Source organism: Microlunatus ginsengisoli, from assembly GCF_039537205.1.
Classification (GTDB): domain Bacteria; phylum Actinomycetota; class Actinomycetes; order Propionibacteriales; family Propionibacteriaceae; genus Microlunatus; species Microlunatus ginsengisoli.
The window spans coordinates 53,574-73,739 of sequence record NZ_BAABAB010000016.1; the positions used below are offsets into that span (position 1 = coordinate 53,574).

22 protein-coding genes are annotated in these 20,166 nt (G+C 70.5%); 11 read left to right on the plus strand and 11 right to left on the minus strand.

The genetic code is table 11. The annotated features are described in order from the left end of the window. Positions 1 to 26 precede the first annotated feature (26 nt). Entirely contained in the window at positions 27 to 830 is an 804-nt protein-coding gene (locus ABD747_RS11745) for an amino acid ABC transporter ATP-binding protein (protein WP_425562515.1), read from the plus strand. 51 nt (positions 831 to 881) lie between these two features. Here the strand turns inward: ABD747_RS11745 and ABD747_RS11750 are convergent, their stop codons facing one another. Then, the gene (locus tag ABD747_RS11750) at positions 882 to 1,334 is read right to left on the minus strand and encodes a hypothetical protein (RefSeq protein WP_344804646.1); all 453 of its coding nucleotides are present in this window, start codon (positions 1,332 to 1,334) and stop codon (positions 882 to 884) included. A gap of 271 nt (positions 1,335 to 1,605) precedes the next feature. Between ABD747_RS11750 and ABD747_RS11755 the strand changes: the two genes are divergently transcribed. Further along, the gene (locus tag ABD747_RS11755; protein ID WP_344804647.1) at positions 1,606 to 1,857 is read left to right on the plus strand and encodes a WhiB family transcriptional regulator; all 252 of its coding nucleotides are present in this window, start codon (positions 1,606 to 1,608) and stop codon (positions 1,855 to 1,857) included. A gap of 473 nt (positions 1,858 to 2,330) precedes the next feature. On the opposite strand, the gene ABD747_RS11760 is transcribed toward ABD747_RS11755, so the two are convergent. Then, positions 2,331 to 3,809: a sensor histidine kinase gene (locus ABD747_RS11760; protein WP_344804649.1), complete on the minus strand. Its 1,479-nt coding sequence runs from the start codon at positions 3,807 to 3,809 to the stop codon at positions 2,331 to 2,333. A 191-nt stretch (positions 3,810 to 4,000) separates the two neighbouring features. Here ABD747_RS11760 and ABD747_RS11765 point away from each other — a divergent pair, with 191 nt between their 5' ends. The 3 genes from ABD747_RS11765 to ABD747_RS26710 all read left to right on the plus strand — a co-directional run bounded on the left by ABD747_RS11765 (position 4,001) and on the right by ABD747_RS26710 (position 6,209). After that, a complete protein-coding gene (locus ABD747_RS11765; protein ID WP_344804651.1) occupies positions 4,001 to 4,306 on the plus strand; it encodes a DUF3311 domain-containing protein in 306 nt (101 codons plus the stop codon). Then, entirely contained in the window at positions 4,303 to 5,940 is a 1,638-nt protein-coding gene (mctP, locus tag ABD747_RS11770) for a monocarboxylate uptake permease MctP (RefSeq protein WP_344804653.1), read from the plus strand. The genes ABD747_RS11765 and mctP overlap by 4 nt, the downstream gene beginning before the upstream one ends. A gap of 194 nt (positions 5,941 to 6,134) precedes the next feature. Beyond that, complete coding sequence (locus ABD747_RS26710) at positions 6,135 to 6,209, plus strand: 50S ribosomal protein bL37 (protein WP_425562516.1); 75 nt, start codon at positions 6,135 to 6,137, stop codon at positions 6,207 to 6,209. 53 nt (positions 6,210 to 6,262) lie between these two features. Here the strand turns inward: ABD747_RS26710 and rsrA are convergent, their stop codons facing one another. From rsrA to ABD747_RS11795, 5 genes are all read right to left on the minus strand, one after another. Further along, positions 6,263 to 6,538, minus strand: coding sequence for a mycothiol system anti-sigma-R factor (rsrA, locus tag ABD747_RS11775; RefSeq protein ID WP_344804655.1), 276 nt, complete (start codon positions 6,536 to 6,538; stop codon positions 6,263 to 6,265). Continuing rightward, positions 6,535 to 7,197: a sigma-70 family RNA polymerase sigma factor gene (locus ABD747_RS11780; protein ID WP_425562517.1), complete on the minus strand. Its 663-nt coding sequence runs from the start codon at positions 7,195 to 7,197 to the stop codon at positions 6,535 to 6,537. The genes rsrA and ABD747_RS11780 overlap by 4 nt, the downstream gene beginning before the upstream one ends. Before the next feature lie 144 nt (positions 7,198 to 7,341). Next, complete coding sequence (locus ABD747_RS11785; protein ID WP_344804659.1) at positions 7,342 to 7,656, minus strand: hypothetical protein; 315 nt, start codon at positions 7,654 to 7,656, stop codon at positions 7,342 to 7,344. A 254-nt stretch (positions 7,657 to 7,910) separates the two neighbouring features. Further along, positions 7,911 to 8,579, minus strand: a complete 669-nt coding sequence (locus ABD747_RS11790) for an alpha/beta hydrolase family protein (RefSeq protein WP_344804661.1) — start codon at positions 8,577 to 8,579, stop codon at positions 7,911 to 7,913. A 7-nt stretch (positions 8,580 to 8,586) separates the two neighbouring features. Continuing rightward, the gene (locus ABD747_RS11795; protein ID WP_344804662.1) at positions 8,587 to 9,342 is read right to left on the minus strand and encodes an SOS response-associated peptidase; all 756 of its coding nucleotides are present in this window, start codon (positions 9,340 to 9,342) and stop codon (positions 8,587 to 8,589) included. 64 nt (positions 9,343 to 9,406) lie between these two features. On the opposite strand from ABD747_RS11795, the gene ABD747_RS11800 reads away from it, so the two are divergent. Next, the gene (locus ABD747_RS11800) at positions 9,407 to 10,297 is read left to right on the plus strand and encodes a DoxX family protein (protein WP_344804664.1); all 891 of its coding nucleotides are present in this window, start codon (positions 9,407 to 9,409) and stop codon (positions 10,295 to 10,297) included. A gap of 155 nt (positions 10,298 to 10,452) precedes the next feature. Here ABD747_RS11800 and ABD747_RS11805 read toward each other — a convergent pair whose 3' ends face one another. Next, complete coding sequence (locus ABD747_RS11805) at positions 10,453 to 10,770, minus strand: hypothetical protein (protein ID WP_344804666.1); 318 nt, start codon at positions 10,768 to 10,770, stop codon at positions 10,453 to 10,455. A gap of 13 nt (positions 10,771 to 10,783) precedes the next feature. Here ABD747_RS11805 and ABD747_RS11810 point away from each other — a divergent pair, with 13 nt between their 5' ends. From ABD747_RS11810 to ABD747_RS11830, 5 genes are all read left to right on the plus strand, one after another. Further along, on the plus strand, positions 10,784 to 11,350 hold the full coding sequence (locus ABD747_RS11810; protein WP_344804668.1) for a polysaccharide deacetylase family protein: 567 nt from the start codon (positions 10,784 to 10,786) through the stop codon (positions 11,348 to 11,350). A gap of 79 nt (positions 11,351 to 11,429) precedes the next feature. After that, positions 11,430 to 12,752 carry a 3-phosphoshikimate 1-carboxyvinyltransferase gene (gene aroA, locus ABD747_RS11815; protein WP_344804670.1) on the plus strand — a complete coding sequence of 441 codons (1,323 nt, stop codon included), beginning with the start codon at positions 11,430 to 11,432 and terminating at the stop codon, positions 12,750 to 12,752. Continuing rightward, positions 12,749 to 13,756 (plus strand): ribosome small subunit-dependent GTPase A, encoded by a 1,008-nt coding sequence (gene rsgA / locus ABD747_RS11820; RefSeq protein ID WP_344804672.1) that lies wholly within the window; start codon positions 12,749 to 12,751, stop codon positions 13,754 to 13,756. Before aroA ends, rsgA begins: the two co-directional genes overlap by 4 nt. 10 nt (positions 13,757 to 13,766) lie before the next feature. Next, entirely contained in the window at positions 13,767 to 14,666 is a 900-nt protein-coding gene (locus tag ABD747_RS11825; protein ID WP_344804674.1) for an inositol monophosphatase family protein, read from the plus strand. A 64-nt stretch (positions 14,667 to 14,730) separates the two neighbouring features. Continuing rightward, positions 14,731 to 15,588, plus strand: a complete 858-nt coding sequence (locus ABD747_RS11830; RefSeq protein ID WP_344804676.1) for an SRPBCC family protein — start codon at positions 14,731 to 14,733, stop codon at positions 15,586 to 15,588. Positions 15,589 to 15,613: 25 nt separating this feature from the next. Here ABD747_RS11830 and serA read toward each other — a convergent pair whose 3' ends face one another. The 3 genes from serA to ABD747_RS11845 all read right to left on the minus strand — a co-directional run bounded on the left by serA (position 15,614) and on the right by ABD747_RS11845 (position 20,140). Next, on the minus strand, positions 15,614 to 16,813 hold the full coding sequence (gene serA, locus ABD747_RS11835) for a phosphoglycerate dehydrogenase (RefSeq protein WP_425562513.1): 1,200 nt from the start codon (positions 16,811 to 16,813) through the stop codon (positions 15,614 to 15,616). A gap of 203 nt (positions 16,814 to 17,016) precedes the next feature. Next, positions 17,017 to 17,979, minus strand: a complete 963-nt coding sequence (locus ABD747_RS11840) for a P1 family peptidase (RefSeq protein WP_344804678.1) — start codon at positions 17,977 to 17,979, stop codon at positions 17,017 to 17,019. Positions 17,980 to 18,109: 130 nt separating this feature from the next. Then, positions 18,110 to 20,140, minus strand: coding sequence for a SpoIID/LytB domain-containing protein (locus ABD747_RS11845; RefSeq protein WP_344804680.1), 2,031 nt, complete (start codon positions 20,138 to 20,140; stop codon positions 18,110 to 18,112). Positions 20,141 to 20,166 lie beyond the last annotated feature (26 nt).

The window sequence follows — 20,166 nt, forward strand, 5'->3', positions numbered from 1 at the left end:
CCGCAGCACGTCCGACCGAGGGCCACCTGGTCAGAGCGGTCAACGTGATGAAGTACTTCGGTCACAACGAGGTGCTCAAGGGCGTCGACCTGACCGTGGACAAGGGCGAGGTCGTCTGCCTGCTCGGGCCGAGCGGCTCGGGCAAGACCACCTTCCTTCGCCTGATCAACCAGATGGAGACGCTCACCGGCGGCCGGATCTGGGTCGGCGGCGAGCTGATCGGGATCGAGGAGCGGGGCGGCAAGCTGCACGTCCGGCACGACAAGGACATCGCCCGGCAGCGGTCGCGGATCGGGATGGTGTTCCAGCGGTTCAACCTCTTCCCGCACATGACCGCGCTGGAGAACGTCGTCGAGGCGCCGACCAAGGTCAAGAAGGTGTCGAAGGCGCAGGCTCAGGCCGACGCGATGCAGCTGCTCGAGATGGTCGGGCTGAAGGATCGGGCGAGCTTCTATCCAGCCCAGCTGTCCGGCGGGCAGCAGCAGCGGGTCGCGATCGCCCGGGCCCTGGCGATGAAGCCCGAACTGATGCTGTTCGACGAGCCGACCTCTGCCCTCGACCCGGAACTGGTCGGCGAGGTACTGAACGTGATGCGCGACCTCGCCAAGAACGGGACCACGATGATCGTGGTCACCCACGAGATGGGCTTCGCCCGCGAGGTGGCCGACCGGGTGGTGTTCATGGACGCCGGCGTGGTGGTCGAGGAAGGGGCGCCCAACGACGTACTGCTCAATCCGCAGCACGAGCGCACCAAGACGTTCCTCAACCGCGTGAAGCAGCAGGCCGAGGTGGAGGCTCGGCACGCCGAGGAGCTCGCCGGACTGGACTGATCGGGGCCCGCCCCAGACCGAACGTGGGCACCAGCGGCAGGGTGAGTCGATTCAGCCTTGCCGTTTCCGCCCACCTTTCCCGGTCGGGTCCGGGGTCGAGTCGGGATCGGGCCCCGGCGCCGGGTTCGCGTCACGCGGCAGCAGGGCGGCGGTCGAGCTCGCCACCAGGACGCCGACGACGGCGACGACCGCGGTCACCACGAGGATGGCGGCCAGCCAGGCGTCGGCTCCAGAGCGTAGAGTCCAGGCGATCGGCAGCTGGATCAGCTGGCTCGCGACGGCCGGGCCCCTGCTCCAGCGCCGGCGCCTGAGCAGTCCTCGGGCGACGAGGCCGAGGAATACCCCGTAGGCCGCGAACCCGACCCCGGCAGCGATCGACGACGAGCCGTCGATCTCCCTCAGCTGCAGGACGGCCAGGCCGAGCAGACCGAGTGCCTCCACGGCGAGCACCGATGCGGCGACGACTAGCCCGGGTGCCCGTCCGGTCGAGCGCGGAGTCGTCACGGCTCCCACTGTAGGGCTGCGGACCAGTGCGTCAACTGGCCTGATCGGGGTATGACCAGCGGGAACGGTGGATCGGCTGCCGTCCTGGGCGGAACCTGAGGGCAAGGTGAAATGTGAGCGACCCGACGCCTCAAACCCTTGTGCGGACCGCCCGGCATTTGGAAGTCTTGGGGAGGCCGAGCGCTTCAGTGTAGAGGACTCGCAATTTCCCTCGAACGGGGGCTCCGCCTGCGGATCCCCCGAGCCATGAGATAGGAGTGAGGTTCCCCATATGGATTGGCGCCACAAGGCCGCCTGCCTGGACAAGGACCCGGAACTGTTCTTCCCGATCGGAAACACCGGTCCGGCCCTGCTCCAGATCGAAGAGGCCAAACAAGTCTGCCGGGGGTGCTCCGTCAAGGACGCCTGCCTGCAGTGGGCGCTGGAAGCGGGACAGGATCACGGGGTCTGGGGAGGCCTCAGCGAGGACGAGCGGCGGGCCCTGAAGCGGCGCGCGGCCCGGGCTCGGATCCGCACCGCCTGAGTCCGTACGTCCGCGTGCGGCACATCACCTCGTCCAGCAACCGACACCACATCACCGTCAACCAGATCAGCAACACCCACCTCAGCGCCGGGCCTCACGCCCGGCGCTGATCTCTGTCCCCGGCGTCCGAGCCACGTCTCCGGTCCCGAGCGCCCTTCGACAGGCTCAGGGCACAATTCCGGTCTCAAGCGCCCTTCGACAAGCTCAGGGCACCTGTCCGGTCCCGAGCGACCCTTCGACAAGCTCAGGGCACATGAGAAGGTCCGCAAAACCCAGCGACCACCGACGCTGCGCGCCGGGGAGTGCAGGAGCGTTCGGTGAGACACGCCTTTCCGTCTCACCGAACGCGACGAACGAGCCGGCCTGAAGCGCAGCGGAGCGCGGAGCGAGGCTTGCCGAGCGGAGCAATCAAGCTCAGCCGGCCTGAAGCGCAGCGGAGCGCGGAGCGAGGGCTTGCCCGAGCGGAGCAATATTCATTGCCGGCGGCGGGGCTGACCGAGCGAGATCTCGACCACCGCACGGGTGCCCTGACCGGCCGGATTGGGCCCGAGATCGAAGGTGCCCTCCAGCTCGGCCACCAGCGTCCGCACGATCGACAGGCCGAGGCTCCGGCTGCCGGCAGGGTCGAAGTCCGGCGGCAGGCCGACCCCGTCGTCCACGATCTCCACCCGCAGCCGGCGGCCCATCGTCGTCGGGATCACCTCGACCCGGCCCGGGCGGTCGGCCAGCCCGTGCTCGATCGCGTTCTGGCAGAGCTCGGTCAGCACCATCGAGAGCCCGGTGGCCACGTCGGCCGAGACCTCGCCGAAGGTCCCGATCCGGACCGTGGACGCGTGTGCAGCGGCCGCCGCCACGTCACCGACCATCCGGAGCAACCCGTCGGCCACCTTGTCGAACTCGACCACCTCGTCGAAGGCCTGGGACAAGGTCTCGTGCACGATCGCGATCGAGGCCACCCGCGACATCGCGTCGGCCAGCGCGATCTTGGCCTCGGGCGAGTCGATCCGGCGCGCCTGCATCCGGAGCAGCGCGGCAACCGTCTGCAGGTTGTTCTTCACCCGGTGGTGGATCTCGCGGATGGTCGCGTCCTTGGTCACCAGCTCCCGCTCCAGGATCCGCAGGTCGCTGACGTCGCGGCAGAGCACGATCGCGCCCACCCGGTGCGCGTCCTCCCGCAGGGGAACGGTGCGCAGCAGCATGTGGGCCTCGCCCGAGACCAGCTCGGCGCGCCGGATGTCCCGGCCGGAGAGCGCGGACTGCACCGAGTCGTCGACCGGCACCACCGACGTCGGCATCAGATCCGCCGACAGCGAGGCCAAGTGTTCGTCGAGCAGGTCGCCGATCAGGCCGATCCGGCGGTAGGCGCTGAGCGCGTTCGGGCTGGCATAGACCACGTTGCCGTCAGCGTCCAGCCGGATGAAGCCGTCACCGACCCGCGGGCTGAGCATCTGGTTCGTCGCGTCGCCGGGGACCGGGAACTGGCCGGCGGTGATCATCCCGGCCAGCTGGGCCGCCGTCTCCAGGTAGGCCCGCTCCAGTTGGCTCGGCATCCGGACGCCGAGCTGGCTGGTGTGCTGCTCGAGCACCGCGATCACCCGACCGTGGTACGGCACCGGCACTGCGTGGACGGCGACCGGGATGCCGGCGTGCAGCTTGCCCTCGCTGGTCTGGGTGATCTTGCCGCTGAGGAAGGCCTCCGAGACCAGGTGCTCTGGTGCGTACGCGATCAGGTCGCCGACCACGTCGTCCACCAGGCAGGTCGGCCCGGTGGTGGGCCGGATCTGGGCCGCCGCCCAATAGACGTTCTCGTCGCGGTCGGGCACCCACAGCACGAGATCGGAGAAGGAGAGGTCGGCCAACAGCTGCCAGTCCGCCACCAGCAGCTTCAGCCAGGCGTACTCGGTCTCGGAGAGCTCCGTGTGCTCCGAGACGATCTCCGACATCGACGGCATGGGGAGAACCCTATGCGCCGCCAGTGCGACGCGCGGCGACACGCGCGAGGGTGGACCCTCGCCTGGCTGCCACCGGTGCAGTAGCGTGCCCAACTAAGTACGCGCCGGGTTGGTTGCCCCCTCGACCACACCTCCACGGTCCGGACACCACCGCTTCGACGCGACCCCGTGACACGTCCACAGGAGGTCCGTTGTCCCCGACCCAGTCCTCGCCCCCACCCGTCCGGGACGATCCCGGCGATCCGCGCTGGCGCCCGACCCCGACCCGGATCGCCGTCGCGATCATCCTGCTGGTCGGCATCGTAGTGCCGCTGCTGGTCGGCACGTACGCCTTCGATCAACCCCGGTTGTTCGGCTTCCCGTTCTTCTACTGGTACCAGCTGCTGTGGGTGTTCATCGCCGCCGGCCTGTGCGGGATCGCCTTCCTCCTGCTGAAACGCGAGCGTGAGCGATTCGAGCGGGACCACCCGAAGCGTGGATCGGGGGAATCCAAGTGACCGGGATCGACTGGCCGGCGCTGATCGTCTTGATCCTGCTGTTCGTCGCAGTCACCGTCGTCGGCTTCCTGGCCGCGAAGTGGCGGCAGCCGAAGGACCTGCAGTCTCTGCACGAGTGGGGCCTCGGCGGCAAGAGCTTCGGCACGGTCGTGACCTGGTTCCTGCTCGGCGGCGACCTGTACACGGCATACACCTTCATCGCGGTGCCGGCTGCCATGTGGGCGACCGGTGCGGTGTCGGGCTTCTTCGCCGTCCCGTACACGATCGTGCTCTATCCGATCATCTTCTTCTTCCTCGGCCGGATGTGGTCGGTGGCCCATCGGCACGGGTACGTGACCACCGCGGACATCGTGCAGGGCCGGTACGGAACGCGGAGCCTGAGCTTGGCCGTCGCACTGACCGGCATCCTCGCGACCATGCCGTACATCGCCTTGCAGCTGGTCGGCATCCAGGCCGTGCTGGAGGTCGTCGGCCTCGGCGGTAGCAGCGTTCTCGCCAAGGATCTGCCGCTGCTGATCGCCTTCGCCGTCCTGGCGGCCTACACCTACTCCTCCGGTCTCCGGGCGCCCGCCATGATCGCGTTCGTCAAGGACTCGCTGATCTATCTGGTGATCGCGGTCGCCATCGTCTACTTCCCGGCGAAGCTGGGCGGATGGAGCGGGATCTTCGACGCGGCCCAGACGAAGATGGCAGCCCCGTCGGCGGCGAACCCCGCACTCCCCACCGGTGTGTTCATCCCCGGACCGGCGCTGCACTGGGCGTATGCGTCGTTGGCGCTCGGCTCGGCGCTCGCGCTGTTCATGTACCCGCACTGCGTGACGGCGACCCTGTCCTCCAAGGACCGCAAGACCGGTCGCCGCAACGCCGTGTTCCTGCCGGCGTACTCGTTGCTGCTCGGACTGCTCGCCCTGCTCGGCTATGTCGCGATCAAGGCCGGGACCAAGCCGATCGGGCTGGACGGCAAGGTGAACCCGCAGCTGGTCATCCCGCAGCTGTTCGAGGACTACTTCCCAGGCTGGTTCACCGGCGTCGCCTTCGGTGCGATCGCCATCGGCGCGCTGGTGCCGGCCGCGATCATGTCGATCGCAGCGGCCAACCTGTTCACCCGGAACATCTACAAGGCATACCTGAAGCCGGAGGCGACCGACGCGCAGGAGGCGAAGGTCTCCAAGATCGTCTCGCTGATCACGAAGTTCGGGGCGCTGCTGTTCGTGCTGTTCCTGGACCGGCAGAACGCGCTGAACTTCCAGCTGCTCGGCGGCGTCTGGATTCTGCAGACGCTGCCCGCGATCGTGTTCGGGCTGTTCACGAAGTGGTTCCACCGCTGGGCGCTGCTGCTCGGCTGGGCGGTCGGGATGGTCTACGGCACGGTCACCGCGTACGGGTACTGCACAGCGTGCACCACTCGGCCGTTCGGCAACTCGCTGTCAGTGGTGCCGATTCTCGGCAAAGCGGGCTACATCGGGCTGACGGCGCTCGCGATCAACATCATCGTCGTGCTGCTGGCCACCCTGATCTTCCGGGCGGCCAAGCTCAGCAACGGGACCGACATCACCCGAGAGTCCGACTACTTCGCCGACGTCGACGACCCGGGAGTTCAGCGGATCGTCGACGAGTCGAAGCCGGTCCATTGATATTCGGCGGTCGCTCGCTGGGACCGCGCCCTGGAGGACCCTGTCTTCCTCCTTCGCTCGCGCGGCGGAAAAAGCGCCCGCCGCACTCGCTCACTCGTCCAGACAGGGTCGGGGCGCGATCCCAGCGACGCTCGCGACCGATGGTCGGGTTCGCGGGCATGGCATCATAGGGCGGGCAATTCGAAGGAGGAACCATGGCTAAGGGTGGACGTAAGCGGCGGGCGCGGCGCAAGAAGGGCGCCAATCACGGCAAGCGCCCCAACGCGTAGGTCGTGACGGCCAAAAACCCCCGGTGACCAGGTCGCCGGGGGTTTTCGCGTGCTCAGCTGATGATGGTGGTCGTTCGCACCGTGGTGATCTGCAGCATGATCTTGGCCCGCAGCGCGTCCGGTGCCCGGTCGTTGCCGCAGCAGCGGTGCACCAGCGCCTTCACCGCCTGTTCGACGTCGAACCGGTCCAGACACGGCTCGCAGGCCGCCAAGTGCTCGCGGATCGCGTCTCCGCTCGCCGTGTCCAGCTCGTTGTCCAGGAACTGGTAGACCTGCTTCAGCACCTTGGTGCAGTCGTCCTGCCCATCGGTCACGTCGTGCTGGCTCATGCTCGGCTCTCTTCCCGATGGCGCACCAGGCCGCGCTCGCGCGCGTAGTCGCCCAGCAGCTTGCGCAACTGGGTGCGACCGCGGTTCAGCCGCGACATGACCGTCCCGATCGGCGTTCCCATGATCTCGGCGATCTCCTTGTACGAAAAACCCTCGACATCGGCGAGGTAGACGGCGAGCCGGAAGTCGGGAGCCAGCGCCTGCAACGCCTCCTTGACGTCGGAGTCCGGCAGGTTCTCCAGCGCGACCGTCTCGGCCGACTTCAGCCCGCTGGAGGTGTGCGACTCCGCGCGTGCGATCTGCCAGTCCTCCACGTTCTCGGAGTCGGAGATCTGCGGCTCCCGCTGCCGTTTGCGGTAGCTGTTGATGTAGGTGTTGGTGAGGATCCGGTAGAGCCAGGCCTTGAGGTTGGTGCCCGGGGTGAACTGGTGGAACGACGCGTACGCCTTCGCGTAGGTCTCCTGCACCACGTCCTCCGCGTCGGCGGGGTTCCTGGTCATCCGCAGCGCCGCCGCGTAGAGCTGGTCGAGGTAGCCCAGCGCGTCCGCCTCGAAGCGGGCGTTGCGCTCAGCCTCTGTCTCGGTCGGTTCGGGCGCAGGCTCAGGGGTCGGATCGACGACGGCGTCGGCCGTCGGTTCCGCGGGGGTCGGGATGATCATCACGTACGAGCGTACCGGCGGGTAGGCCGGCGCCTCGCGGGTGAGCGTCATCATGGCTAGTTCAACGTCGCGCGCACTCGGTTATTCCGACGTGATGCCGGTCGATCCTGCCGCGTCTACCCGGCACGATCGACGGGTATCCCGTCAGGCGGCGAGGCTGCAACGGGCACAGCAGGTCGCCACCCCGGCCCACCCTCGCCTGGTGAGGTTCTCCGCCACTTGAGCAGCGACTTCACATGGCCGGCCGACGACGTGACGCCAGCCGTAGCGCAGCGTGGCCAAGCCGTCGGTCGTTGCCCGGTTGTCGCGGCGCAGGTCGCGGAATGCACCCTCACCGGTGTGCCCCCGGAGCCCGTCCAGCTCCACCAAGACGCCGAACTCGGCGTACCAGACGTCGCACTCGGTCCCGCGGCGCCGGACCTGGCGGGAGCCGGTCGGCAAGGCGTGGGCGCGCTCCACCTCGCGGAGATACCCGACGCCGGAGCTCCGGCGGGCTCAGCACCGTGATCGTGGACGGCGCCCGTTCGATAGCCCGGCAAGCCTCAGTGCCGCCGGTCCGCCGATCCGGGCGGGCTCGCCGCCGATGAGGAACCCCGCCCAGGCCCACGCGATCCACGGCGGATCGGACGAGACCGTGTAGTAGACGCCCGGGGCCATTCTTCGCCACTGATCCGAGCCGACGTCCGGCGGGATACCTGTCGATGTTGCCGCGTCTAGCCGGCAGGATCGACAGGTATCCCGATGAAGTCGGCGACCGAGGCGAGCAGGCGGGCGCGCAGGTCGGCGGGGGTGAAGGGAGCCGCCTTGGCGGTGCGGTAGCCGTGGTCGGCGCCGGGCAGCTCGACCAGCACCACACCGGGATCGCCGGCGGTGGCGGCCCGGATCTCGTCCGGGCCGCCGAAGGTGTCCTTGCTGCCCTGCAGCACCAGCCGGGGGACGGTCGGAGTGAGCAGCTCGGCGGCCCGGGACTTCTCCGGCCGGCCGGGCAGGTGCAGCGGAAACGCGAGGCAGACCACCCCCGCGACCGGGTAGTCCGGCGCGGTCCGGCAGGCGACCCGGGCGCCGGCGCTGCGGCCGCCGAAGAACAGCACGTCGGTGAGCAGGCCGTCGGCGGCCAGGGCGTCCACCCCTCCCCGCCAGCCGATGTCGAGCTGGGGTGGCGGGGTGGCGACCTTGCGGCCCGCCACCCGCCACGGCTGCTCGTAGCGCATCACGGTGACCCCCTCGGCCGGCAGCTTCCGGGCGAGCAGGTCGAGGTCCATCGCGGTCACTCCCCCGCCCGCGCCGTGGCCGAGCAGCAGGGTGGCGACCGGTTCCGGGGCCGCGTCGATGTGCCAGCGACCGGGTCCGAGCGGCGTCGGCACCTCCAGCAAGAGGGTCATCGGATCGTCAGATCAGGGTGTCCTGCTCGTCGTCTGGGGCAAGCGGTTCGAGCAGCGAGGCATCGTTGTTCTTCACGTTGCCGACGGCTGTCGACACCGCGTACGCCGCCAGCTGCTCGGCCTCGGTCACGCTGAGCAGCTCCAGGGCGGCGGCCGGGTCGGTCACGGCCGGGTCCAGCCAGCGATCGATCGCCTCCCGGCGGATCACCATCGGCATCCGGTCGTGCACGTGGCCGGCCGCGTCGGTCGCCTGGGTGGTGATCACCGAGCACGTCCGCAGCCAGGCAGCGTCGTCCTCGCGGTCCTTGGTCGGGTCCCGCCAGATCTCGTAGATCCCGGCCATCGCCAGCCGGCCGCCGTCGCCGCGGTGGATGAAGAACGGCTGCTTCTTCACCTTGGTCCCCGGCCCGGCGCCCTCGGGCTGATACCACTCGTAGAAGCCGTCGGCCGGCAGGATGCAGCGACGGAGGCTGAACGCTCGGCGGAAGGCCGGCTTCTCGGCCACGCTCTCCACCCGGGCGTTTATCATCCGGGCGCCGCCGCCGGCCTGCTTGGACCAGGACGGGACCAGGCCCCAGACCAGCGGGGCCAGCCGGCGACGTACCTCCCCGGTGTCCTTGACCGTGCGCTCGAACACGGCGGCCACGGCCGCCGTCGGCGCAACGTTGTAGTCCGGTCCCGGCAGTCCGGCGAACAGGTCGTCGATGTCGTACTCCTCGACCAGCTCCTCCGGATCCGCGGCGAGGGCGTAGCGACCACACATGTCGGACAGGTTAGCCACTGACCTGGCGTTTGCGGCCCCCGAGCGACAGGGTAGGAATGGAGCCATGAGCATCATCCGTGCCGCGGGCCGTACCCTCCTTGCCTCGTATTTCATCGCGTCCGGGATCAAGTCCCTGAAGGACCCGACGCCTCTGGTGCCGGCGGCGGAGCCGCTGGCCGACAAGGTGGTGCCGCTGGTGAAGCAGTACGCCCCCGAGCCCGTGGCCGGCTACGTGCCGCAGGACGCGAAGACCCTGGTCCGGATCAACGGTGCGGCCGAGGTCCTCGGCGGCCTGGCGCTGGCCACCGGATTCGGCCGCCGGCTCGGTGCCCTCCTGCTGGCCGGCACGCTGGTGCCGAGCACGATCGCGAAGTATCCGTTCTGGAGCCGAGAGGATCCCGAGCAGCGGGCGGACGATCGCGCGCACTTCCTCAAGAACGCGAGCCTGCTCGGGGGAGTCCTGCTCGCCTCGGTCGACACCGAGGGCAAGCCCAGCATCGCCTACCGCGCGCACAAGGGCGGCCAGACCCTCGCCAAGGACACCAAGAAGGCCGGCCGCAAGGTGGCCAGGTCGACCAGCGCGATCACCAATGCCGCGCTCGCCGAGGGCGCCATGCTGGCCGGCGCGGTCGTCACCCAGTCGCGCAAGGCACGCAAGCAGGCGGCCAAGCAGGCGGCCGACGCCCGCAAGGCCGCCGAGCGGGCCGCGAAGCCGGCGCTGAAGGACGCCAAGAGCGCGGCCAAGGATGCGCAGAAGCAGTTCGCGAAGGCGCAGAAGCAGGCCGGCAAGGCCGTGGGCAACGTCGCCGACAGCGCGACCGACAAGGCCGCCGACCTGCAGAAGGCGGCGAGCAAGAAGGCGTCAGCGGTGGCCAAGGAGACCCAGAAGCAGGTCAAGAAGGCGCAGAAGGCTGCCTCCGACGTGGCCGCCAACATCACCCTGGGCGACAACTGAACCCCCGCCCGGTGACGGGCGGATAACGACTCGGCGTCGGGCCGGCGAACGGGCCGGCTCGGCGCTGCGATCGCTTGTTTCGCGCGTATACGATCGCGCGGTGGCGAATGAACGACTCCGTGCCCGGAGAGGTGATCCGGGCCGTTGAGACCTCGTCACCTGGCGGTCGGCCTGGGGCTGGCCGCCGCCGCCTTGATCTTGTTGACCGTGATCTTCAGCCCGTCGCCCGGTGGCGACACCTCGCCCATGGCGGCCGTCCCGACCGGGCACCGCACGTCCGCCTCGCCGTCGCATACGCCGCACCGGAGCACACCGGCCGGCCCGTCGGCGCCCGCCGCGTCGTCGACGCCAGCAGGGTCCCCATCCCCGAACGCGCCGTCCCCGAGCGCGCCGAGGACCAGCAAGCCGACCCCGGGCAAGCCCGGGCCGAGCACCCCCACCCCGCGCAAGACACCGTCGACGTCAGCCGACATCCCGAAGGTGATCGTGCCGAAGAAGCCGGTGAAGCCCGGCTCGAAGGGCGTCGTCTATCTGACCTTCGACGACGGGCCGGGGCCGTACACACCGGAAGTGCTGAAGATCTTGAAGGACACCGGCTCGACGGCGACCTTCTTCGAGATGGGCATCCGAGTCGCCGAGCATCCCGCGCTGCCAGGCCAAGTCCGGGCCGGCGGCAACACGATCGGCAACCACACCTACGATCACGCGGACCTGACGAAGCTGACCCCGGCGAAGCGGCGGGCGGAGCTGGCGAGAGGCCCCCGCGCCCGATGCGTACGTCCGCCGTACGGAGCCACGAACGCCGCGGTCCGCGCGTCGATCCGGGCGTACGGCGGCCGCGAGGTGCTGTGGACCGTCGACACCCAGGATTGGACCAGGCCGGGCGCCGGGGTGATCGCGCAGCGCGCGTCCGGGCCGCAGGTGCACAACGGGAGCATCGTCTTGATGCACGACGGGGGCGGTGACCGGTCCCAGACCGTCCGGGCGCTGCCGGTGATCATCAAGAACCTCCAGCTGCGGGGGTACGTCGTCCGCAAGCTGCCGTACTGCTGACTCCCTCCGACGGGCCTCAGCGCACGTCACACGGCGGGCTCAGGGCACATCCCGGTTGCCGACTCGTAGACTCGCGGTCGTGCCCGAGGCCCCACAGCAATGGATCGCGCCACTCGCGCCGGTTCCCGTCAACGCCACCGTCACCGTTCCCGGCTCGAAGTCGGAGACCAACCGCGCACTCGTGCTGGCGGCGCTGTCCAGCGGCCCGTCCGCGATCACCGGTGGGTTGGAGGCCCGCGACACCGCGCTGATGCGCGACGCGCTGCGCACCCTCGGCGTGACGATCGAGGAGAACGGCGACGTCTGGGTCGTCACCCCGCCCGAGCAGTTCACCGCCGGGGGCACGATCGACTGCGGGCTGGCGGGCACGGTGATGCGGTTCGTGCCGCCGCTCGCCGCGCTGGCCGGCGGCGAGGTCGGGTTCGACGGTGACCGGCAGGCCTACGACCGGCCGATGGAGCCGTTGCTGGGTGCGCTCGCCGCGCTCGGCGCGACCGTCGAGGGCGACCGGATGGCGCTGCCGTTCATGATCTCCGGTGATCCCGCTCTGCGCGGCGGCTCGGTCATGCTGGACGCATCGGCCTCCAGCCAGTTCGTCTCCGGGCTGTTGCTGATCGGTGCCCGGCTGGCCGACGGGCTCGACCTGCGGCACCAAGGGCCCAGCATCCCGTCCACCGGGCACATCGGGATGACCGTCTCGATGCTGCGCCAGCGCGGCGTCCGGGTCGACGACACCCAACCCAACCGGTGGATCGTCGCCCCCGGCGAGATCAAGCCGCGCGACGTCGTGATCGAGCCGGACGTCGCCAACGCCGCGCCGTTCCTCGGTGCCGCACTGCTCACCGGCGGGCGGATCGCCATCCCGCGCTGGCCCTCCACCACCGGGCAGCCGGCACCGCAGCTGCGTGCCGTGCTGGAGAAGTTCGGCGGCAAGGTGTCGTTCCAGGGCGACTCGCTGGTGGTCCGCGGCCGCAACGAGCTGCACGGCATCGACATCTGGCTCAACGACGCCAGCGAGTTGACTCCGGTGGTCGCGGCCCTGGCCGCCCTCGCGCTGCAGTCCAGCCACATCCACGGCGTGGCCCACATCCGCGGCCACGAGACCGACCGGCTGGCCGCGCTGGAGTCCAACCTGGACGCGCTGGGCGCGCGGGTCCGGCAGACGCATGACGGGCTGATCATCCACCCGCACGTGCTGGCCGGGATCAGCTGGCCGACGTACGCGGATCACCGGATGGTGCACGCCGGCGCGTTACTCGGCCTGGTGGTCGACGAGATCACCCTCGACGACGTCTCCTGCGTAGGCAAGACCATGCCGGACTTCGTCGAGCGCTGGCAGAAGATGATCGACGACTCGGTCGCGGCCGAGCAAGTGGCGGGCCGGCTGGACGCGAGCCCGTGACCTGGTTCGACGACCTGCGGACCGACGAGCACGAGGCGTTCGAGCGGCCGCGGCGCCGGACCCGGCCGCGGACCAAGGACCGGCCGGACTACTCCGACGCCGAGATCGGCATGGTCGTGACGGTGGATCGGGGCAGGTTCCAGACCCTGATCGGGGACCGTGAGGTGACCGCGACCAAGGCGCGTCAGCTGGGTCGCAAGGGCGTCATCGTCGGCGACCGGGTTCGGGTCGTCGGCGACACCTCCGGCGACGAGGGCACCCTGGCCCGGATCGTAGAGGTGGAGGAAAGAAGCACCGTGCTGCGCCGGACGGCGGACGACGACGACCCGTACGAGCGCCCGATCGTCGCCAACGCCGACCAGCTGGTGATCGTCACCGCGCTCGCCGACCCGCCGCCGCGGACCGGGATGATCGACCGGATCCTGGTCGCCGGCTACGACGCCGGGATCACTCCCCTGCTCTGCCTGACCAAGGCCGACCTGGCCGCGCCGGACGAGCTGCTGGCGGCGTACGAACCACTGGACGTCGAGGTCTTCGTCACCTCTCCCGGCTCGGACCTGAGAGCGTTCTGGACCGCGCTGGCCGGACACCGGACGGTGTTCATCGGCCACTCCGGGGTCGGCAAGTCGACCCTGGTCAACGCGCTCATCCCGGGCGCGAAGCGGGCGATCGGCGCGGTCAACGAGGTCACCGGCCGGGGCCGGCACACCTCCACCTCGGCGATCGCGCTCGAGCTGCCGGCCGCCGCGGACGCGGCACCGGGCACCCGAGCGGGCTGGGTGATCGACACCCCGGGCGTCCGCTCGTTCGGCCTCAGTCACGTCAGCCCGGCCCGGATCATCGCCGCGTTCTCCGACCTGGCCGCGTTCACCCAGGACTGCCCGCGCGGCTGTACGCACGTCGAGGGCGCGCCGGAGTGCGGACTGGACGCGGCGGTCGAGCGGGGCGAGCTGAACCCGGAGCGGGTGGCGTCGTTCCGGCGGATGATCAGTTCCGGCCAGTAGCGTAAGCGGCATGTCCGCAGCGACCCGCCCTCCGCAGAACCGCCTGGCTCGCGACGAAGCGGCCTTCCGCAACCTGAACGACGACCTGCGGCTCGCTCACCTGCTCGCCGACGACGCGGACTCGATCACCATGAGCCGGTTCAAGGCGCTCGACCTGCACGTCACCGCCAAGCCGGACCTGACGCCGGTCACCGATGCCGATACCGCGGTCGAGCAGGTGCTGCGCAAGACGCTCGGCCGGGCGCGGCCGCGGGACGCCGTGCACGGCGAGGAGATGGCCGACACCGGCTGGGGGCCGCGGCGCTGGGTGATCGACCCGATCGACGGCACCAAGAACTTCGTCCGGGGGGTGCCGGTGTGGGCCACCCTGATCGCGCTGATGATCAACGACGAGGTCGCCGTCGGCGTGGTCAGCGCGCCGGCCCTCGGCCGCCGCTGGTGGGCCAGCCTGGGCGCGGGCGCCTACGCCGGCAAGTCACTGATGTCGGCCAGCCCGTGCCGGGTGTCCGACGTGGCGAGCCTGGAGGACGCGTCACTGAGCTACTCCTCGCTGGACGGCTGGGTCGAGGCGGGCCTGGGCCAGCCGTTCGTCGACCTGCTGCGGACCTGCTGGCGGACCAGGGCGTACGGCGACTTCTGGTCCTACATGCTGCTGGCCGAGGGCGCGGTCGACCTGGCCTGCGAGCCCGACCTCGCGTTGCACGACATGGCGGCCTGCTCGGTGGTGGTGACCGAGGCCGGCGGCGCGTTCACCGACCTCGACGGCGTACCCGGTCCGAACGGCGCGGGGGCCTATGCGAGCAACGGGCGGCTGCACGAGGAACTGCTGAGCCGGCTCGGCGGCGAGGCCGAGGAGTCCGACGCCGGGGCCGAGGACGTACCCGACGATCCGGGCGGTTTCGCCGGCTAGACCCGCCCGGACTTCCTCGGGCAGCCCCTCGCAGATCCCGGACCGGCACTGACAAGATGGCCCAATGGATCTCGTGCACCGCTTCAGCGTGCAGGCGCCGATCGACGAAGCCTGGTACGCCCTCAATCACATCGACCGGCTCGCGCCGTGCTTTCCGGGCGCGTCGATCGACTCCTTTGACGGCGACGACTTCTCCGGCTCGGTCCGGATCAAGTTCGGCCCGACGCTGAACTACAAGGGCTCGGGCACGTTCGTGGAGCGCGACGACGCCGCGCACCGGGCGGTGGTCGAGGCCAGGGGGTCCGACCTGCGCGGTGGCAGCGGTGTGCTCGCAAAGGTGTACGTCGAGATGTGGGAGAACGGCCGGCTCACCGATATCGAGATCAAGACCGACCTCGGCATCAGCGGCCGGCCGGCACAACTGGGTCGAGGCGTGATCGAGGACGTCAGCAACAAGCTGCTGCTGACCTTCGCCGACCGGGTCCAGGAAGGCTTCGAGGCCGGCATCGGGCGACCCGATTACGTCGCCCCACCGCCACCGCTGCCGCCGACCATGGGGCCCGAGCCCAAGCGGGCGGAGACCGCCGGCGCGGGCGCTGCGCCGGGCGGCCAGGCGGCGAGTGGGCCCGAGGCCGCCCCCGTCGAGCCGGCGGGCACCATCGGGCGACACCGCTATCCGCGGACCTCGCTGGCCGACGCGGGAGCCGCGCCGGCCGCGGCCGCCGGAAACGGCGCCAGCCGGCCCGCGCCCACCAACGCCCCGCAGTACGGCACGGCCTACCCGCGCGACGAGCCGGCCCTGAACGCGCTGACGACCGTGTTGCCGTCGGTGCTCAAGCGCTATGGCTGGGTGCTCGTGGTCGGCACCGCGCTGACCTGGCTGGTCGGTCGGATCCTGCGCAAGGGCCGCAAGAAGTCCTGACGCCGGCGGGCCGCGGACCGATCGGCTAGCCGATGATCCGCAGCCGCACCGTCTCGTCGAGGTTCTCCAGCTTCTCGATCAGCTCGGCCGGGAGTGGCCCGGCGATGTCGGTGACGACGTACCCCAGATCGCCCCGGGTGGACAGCGTCTGCCCCTCGATGTTGACCGCGGAGTCGGCGAGCACGCCGTTCACGGTGGCCAGCACTCCCGGCACGTTACGGTGCACGTGCAGGATCCGGCAGCGGCCGGGTACGGCGTCGGTGGCCTGCACGCTCGGCAGGTTGACCGACATCGTGGTCGTGCCGGCGGACACGAAGTCGCGCAGCTTGCCGGCGACGAACCGGCCGATGTCCTCCTGCGCCTCCTGGGTGGAGCCGCCGATGTGCGGGGTGAGGATGACGTTCGGCAGTCCCTGCAGGCTGGAGACGAACGGGTCACCGGCGGCCTTCGGCTCTTCGGGGAAGACGTCGACCGCCGCCCCGGCGATATGGCCGGACTCCAGGTTCGCCCGCAGCGCGCCGTGGTCGACCACGATGCCGCGACAGAGGTTGAGGAACAGGCTGCGCGGCTTCATCAGGGCGAACTGCTCGGCACCGAACAGACCGGCGTTGCCGGGCCGGCCGTCGACGTGCAGGGAGATGGTCTCCGCCTTGCCGAGCAGTTCCTCGAGGCTGTCGCAGCGCTGTGCGTTGCCCAGGGCCAGCTTGTCGGCGATGTCGTAGAAGTACACCCGCATCCCCAGCGCCTCGGCCACCACCGAGAGCTGGCTGCCGATGTTGCCGTATCCGACGATGCCGAGCGTGCGTCCGCGGACCTCGTGCGCGCCCTTGGCGGACTTGTCCCAGACGCCCCGGTGCAGGTCGGCGTTCTTGTCGGTCAGATGCCGGGCCATCGCGATGATCTCGGCGATGGCGAGCTCGACCACGCTCCGAGTGTTGGAGAACGGCGCGTTGAACACGACCACCCCGTTCTCGGCGGCCGCGGTCAGGTCGACCTGGTTGGTGCCGATACAGAACGCGCCGACGGCGACCAGGTCGGGCGCGGCCTCCAGCACCTCGCGGGTGACCTGGGTCTTCGACCGGATGCCGAGCAGCTGGACGCCCTCCAGGGCGACCGCCAGCTCGGCCTCGTCCAGCGCCCCCTTGACCGTCACGAGCTCGATCCCGCGCTCGGTGAGCAGTCGTTCGGCCTCGGGGTGGATGTTCTCGAGCAGCAGTGCCTTCATCGTTCCTCGTCGGGTGCGCGTTCGTGCTGGGTGTGCCTGGTCGGCAACGCCAGTCTAGGAACCCACATTCCGGCCCCGGCCGGATATCTCACCGCCGGAGCGTCCCACCTCCCCCCGGAAACTGTGCGGATCTGGCAGTCGCCGCCGGCGTGTCGCTGCAAGACGCGCACAGTTTCCGGGCCGGGGGGGCGGCTGGCCGGCGGTCAGGGGCGGGCGGAGGGGGCGAGGTCGAGGTACGACGGCCAGCGGCCGCGGGTCTCCGTGGCGAGCAGGGCATCGAGGCAGGCCTCGGTGAACACGTCGGCGGCCGCGACCAGCAGCGCGTTGAACGCGAGCAGACCACCGTACGGGTCAGTCAGGGGCGTCCGGCCCGAGGCGAGCGCGAAGACGGCGTCTCCGTCGAACATCGTGTGCATCGGCCGGATCGCCCGGGCCATGCCGTCGTGGGCGATCGCGGCGAGCCGGGTGGCCTGCGCCTTGCCGAGGGTCGCGTCGGTCAGCACGACCCCGATGGTGGTGTTCAGCGGCGGGCCGTTCCGCTGTGCCGCCTCGGCGAGCGCCCGGCGCTCGTCGTCGGTCGGGGTCGCCAGCCGCCCGGACAGGTCGCCGAGCAGCCGCCCGGTGGCGGAGTCGACCGGCGAGCCGACCGCGTTGACCACGACCGCGGCCGCCACCGACACCTCGCCGAGGTCGCGCTCGGCATAGCCGAAGCCGCCCTTCAGCCCGCCGCAGACCGCACCCGTCCCGGCGCCGACGCAGCCCCGGGCGGGATCGGCCGAGGCCGCCTCGAGCGCCGCGCGGCCGAAGGACGCATCCGGTCGCCGAGCCGGATCGCCGCCGCGGCCGAGGTCGAACAGCACGGCGCCGGGGACGATCGGTACGGCGAGTCCGGGACCGGCCGGCCAGCCCCGCCCGCGCGACTCCAGCCCGGTCATCACGCCGTCGGCCGCGGCCAGCCCGAACGCGCTGCCACCAGTCAGCACCACGGCGTCGACCCGGTCCACCATCGCCGTCGGGTCCAGCAGGTCCGTCTCGCGGGTGCCGGGCGCACCGCCACGGACGTCCACCCCGCCGGTGGCACCCTCCGTGGCCAGCACCACCGTCGTACCGGTCAGCCAGCCGTCCTCGTCCGCCGTGTGATGTCCGATCGCGAACCCGTCGATCATTCCCGCCCCGCCGGTGCGCGGGCTCCCCTCCCGGCGAAACTGTGCGCGTCTTGCAGCGACACGCCGAGGCGGACTGCAACTACTGCACAGTTTCCGAGGGGGTGGGCGTGCTCGCGGGGTCGGGGGCTCATCAGGTGCCGAACCGGGTGCCCTTGAATCCGGTGGCGATCGTCTTGCCGGCGCCGAGGGTGCCGGCGGACGTACCGAGGAACAGGACCAGCGAGCCGGTGCCGGTGCGGGCGATCAGGTCGGCGCGGCCGTCACGGTTCAGGTCACCGACCGAGGTGATCGAGGAGTACTTGGCCCAGCCGGTGCCGAGCAGCTTGGCGGACCGGATGCCGTTGCGGGTGCCCGCATACAGATAGAGCCGATCGCCGGAGCGGGCGACCAGATCCGGCATCCCATCGCCGGTCAGATCGCCGATCCCGCGGACCAGGTCCTGGCTCTTCCATCCGGTGGCGAGCCTGACCGAGGCGCGCCGGCCGGTCCGGCCGTCGCTCGGCAGCAGCCACAGCGTGTCCGACCTGGTCAACACCACCAGGTCGGGGCGGCCGTCCCGGCTGAGATCGCCGACCCCGGTCATCGCCCGGTAGTCGGTGTGCTGACCGAACACCACGGCGGCCGTGAGCGAGCCAGCGGAGGTCCGCAACAGCCGGACCTGATCGGCGTCGGTCCGGCCGAGGATGTCCTGGTAGCCGTCGCCGTTCCAGTCGCCCAGGTTGACGACGTTGGTGTAGTCGTCGAACCCGGAGCCGAGCGTCTTGGCTGTGCCCAGCCCGGCCGTACTCACCGGATAGCGACGCAGCGTGCCGTTCGCCGCGATGATCAACACTTCCGGCCCCCGCGCCGGTTCGTACGTCCGCGGGAACGCCGCGTACGCCGTGCCCGCCCGCCCCGCCGGTGTGCCAGCCGCACCGCCGAGGGTGAACAGCGAGGAGCGCAGCCCGAACGCCGACTTGAACGCCCCGCCGGTGATCGTCACCGTCTTCTTGCTGCCGATGATCTTCATCCGGGTGACCCGGCCGCCCCAGGCGCCGGACCCATCGCGGGTGGTGATCTGGACGCCGCGGACGGTGCCGACCGACCAGCGCTTGCCGATCGCTGCCGCGGTGATCTTCTTGCTCCAGGCCTGCGATTTGATCACGCCGTCGTAGGGATCGCTGTGTGCCTTCAGATATGCGTAGTCGCCCTTGGCCGTGGCCCCGCCGTTGGAGGAGGCGAACTGGGTCAGCGCGATGGTTCCCTTGTAGGTCAAGATCACGTTCGCCGTGGCCTGGGCGGCAGCGTTGCCGCGGGCGGTCTCGCGGACGCTCCGCTTGCCGCCGACCGTCCGGGCGTATCCGCTGTAGACCTGACAGGCGGTCGTGTCGCAGATGTCGTAGCCGCTGCTGGTGGCGCGGGAACGGAGCTTTGCCGCGTACGTCCGCGCGGCCACCGCCTGCGCCTTGACCGCCTCCAGCGCCCAGGACGTCGGCATCTCCGACGGGACCACCGAGCGCACGTAGTTCTCCATCGAGACCGTGTTGACGGTTCGCCCACCGGAGCCGCGTTTGATCAACGAGACGGTGCCGCGGTATTCCCGGCGCGATCCGCCGGGCATGATCACGGTAACGATCCCGGCCGAGTTCGACGCCGTCCAGGTGCCGGTGCCGAGCCCGGTCGAGCGCGCCTTCCAGGCCCCCGAGGACGTCTGGTACTGCAGCTTGTAGCCGCTGCCGGAGCGGCTGACCCGCCACGTCTTGTACGCCGACCCGGCCGGCAGCGTGTAGCTCTTGCTGCCCGAGGTGATCTTCAGGCCCTTCGCCGGCCGGAGCCGCAGATCGCTGTCGGAATCGGCGGTGACCCAGACCCGGATGGTCCGCTGGGACAGCGTGCTCCGGGTGGTGCCCGGGTAGTAGAAGGCCAAGATCTGCTGCCAGCGCTGGCCCTTGACGGCTGCGCCGTAGGCGCCGTACTGGCTCATCCCCCAGCCGTGGCCGAAGCCGCTGCCGCGCACGGTGAACGAGCCGGCCGCTGCCGCGACCGCGCTGTCGGCCACGGCGGCCGGCGGCGCGACCAGAGCGGCCGACGCGACCATCGCAGCGGTGCCTGCGGCCGAGGTGAGCAGGCGCAGCGGTGCGGCCTTCGTCCGGCGCATCGGTGACGGAGTCGTCGGCGGCATCGGCGTCCATCCTGTGCGGGGAAGTA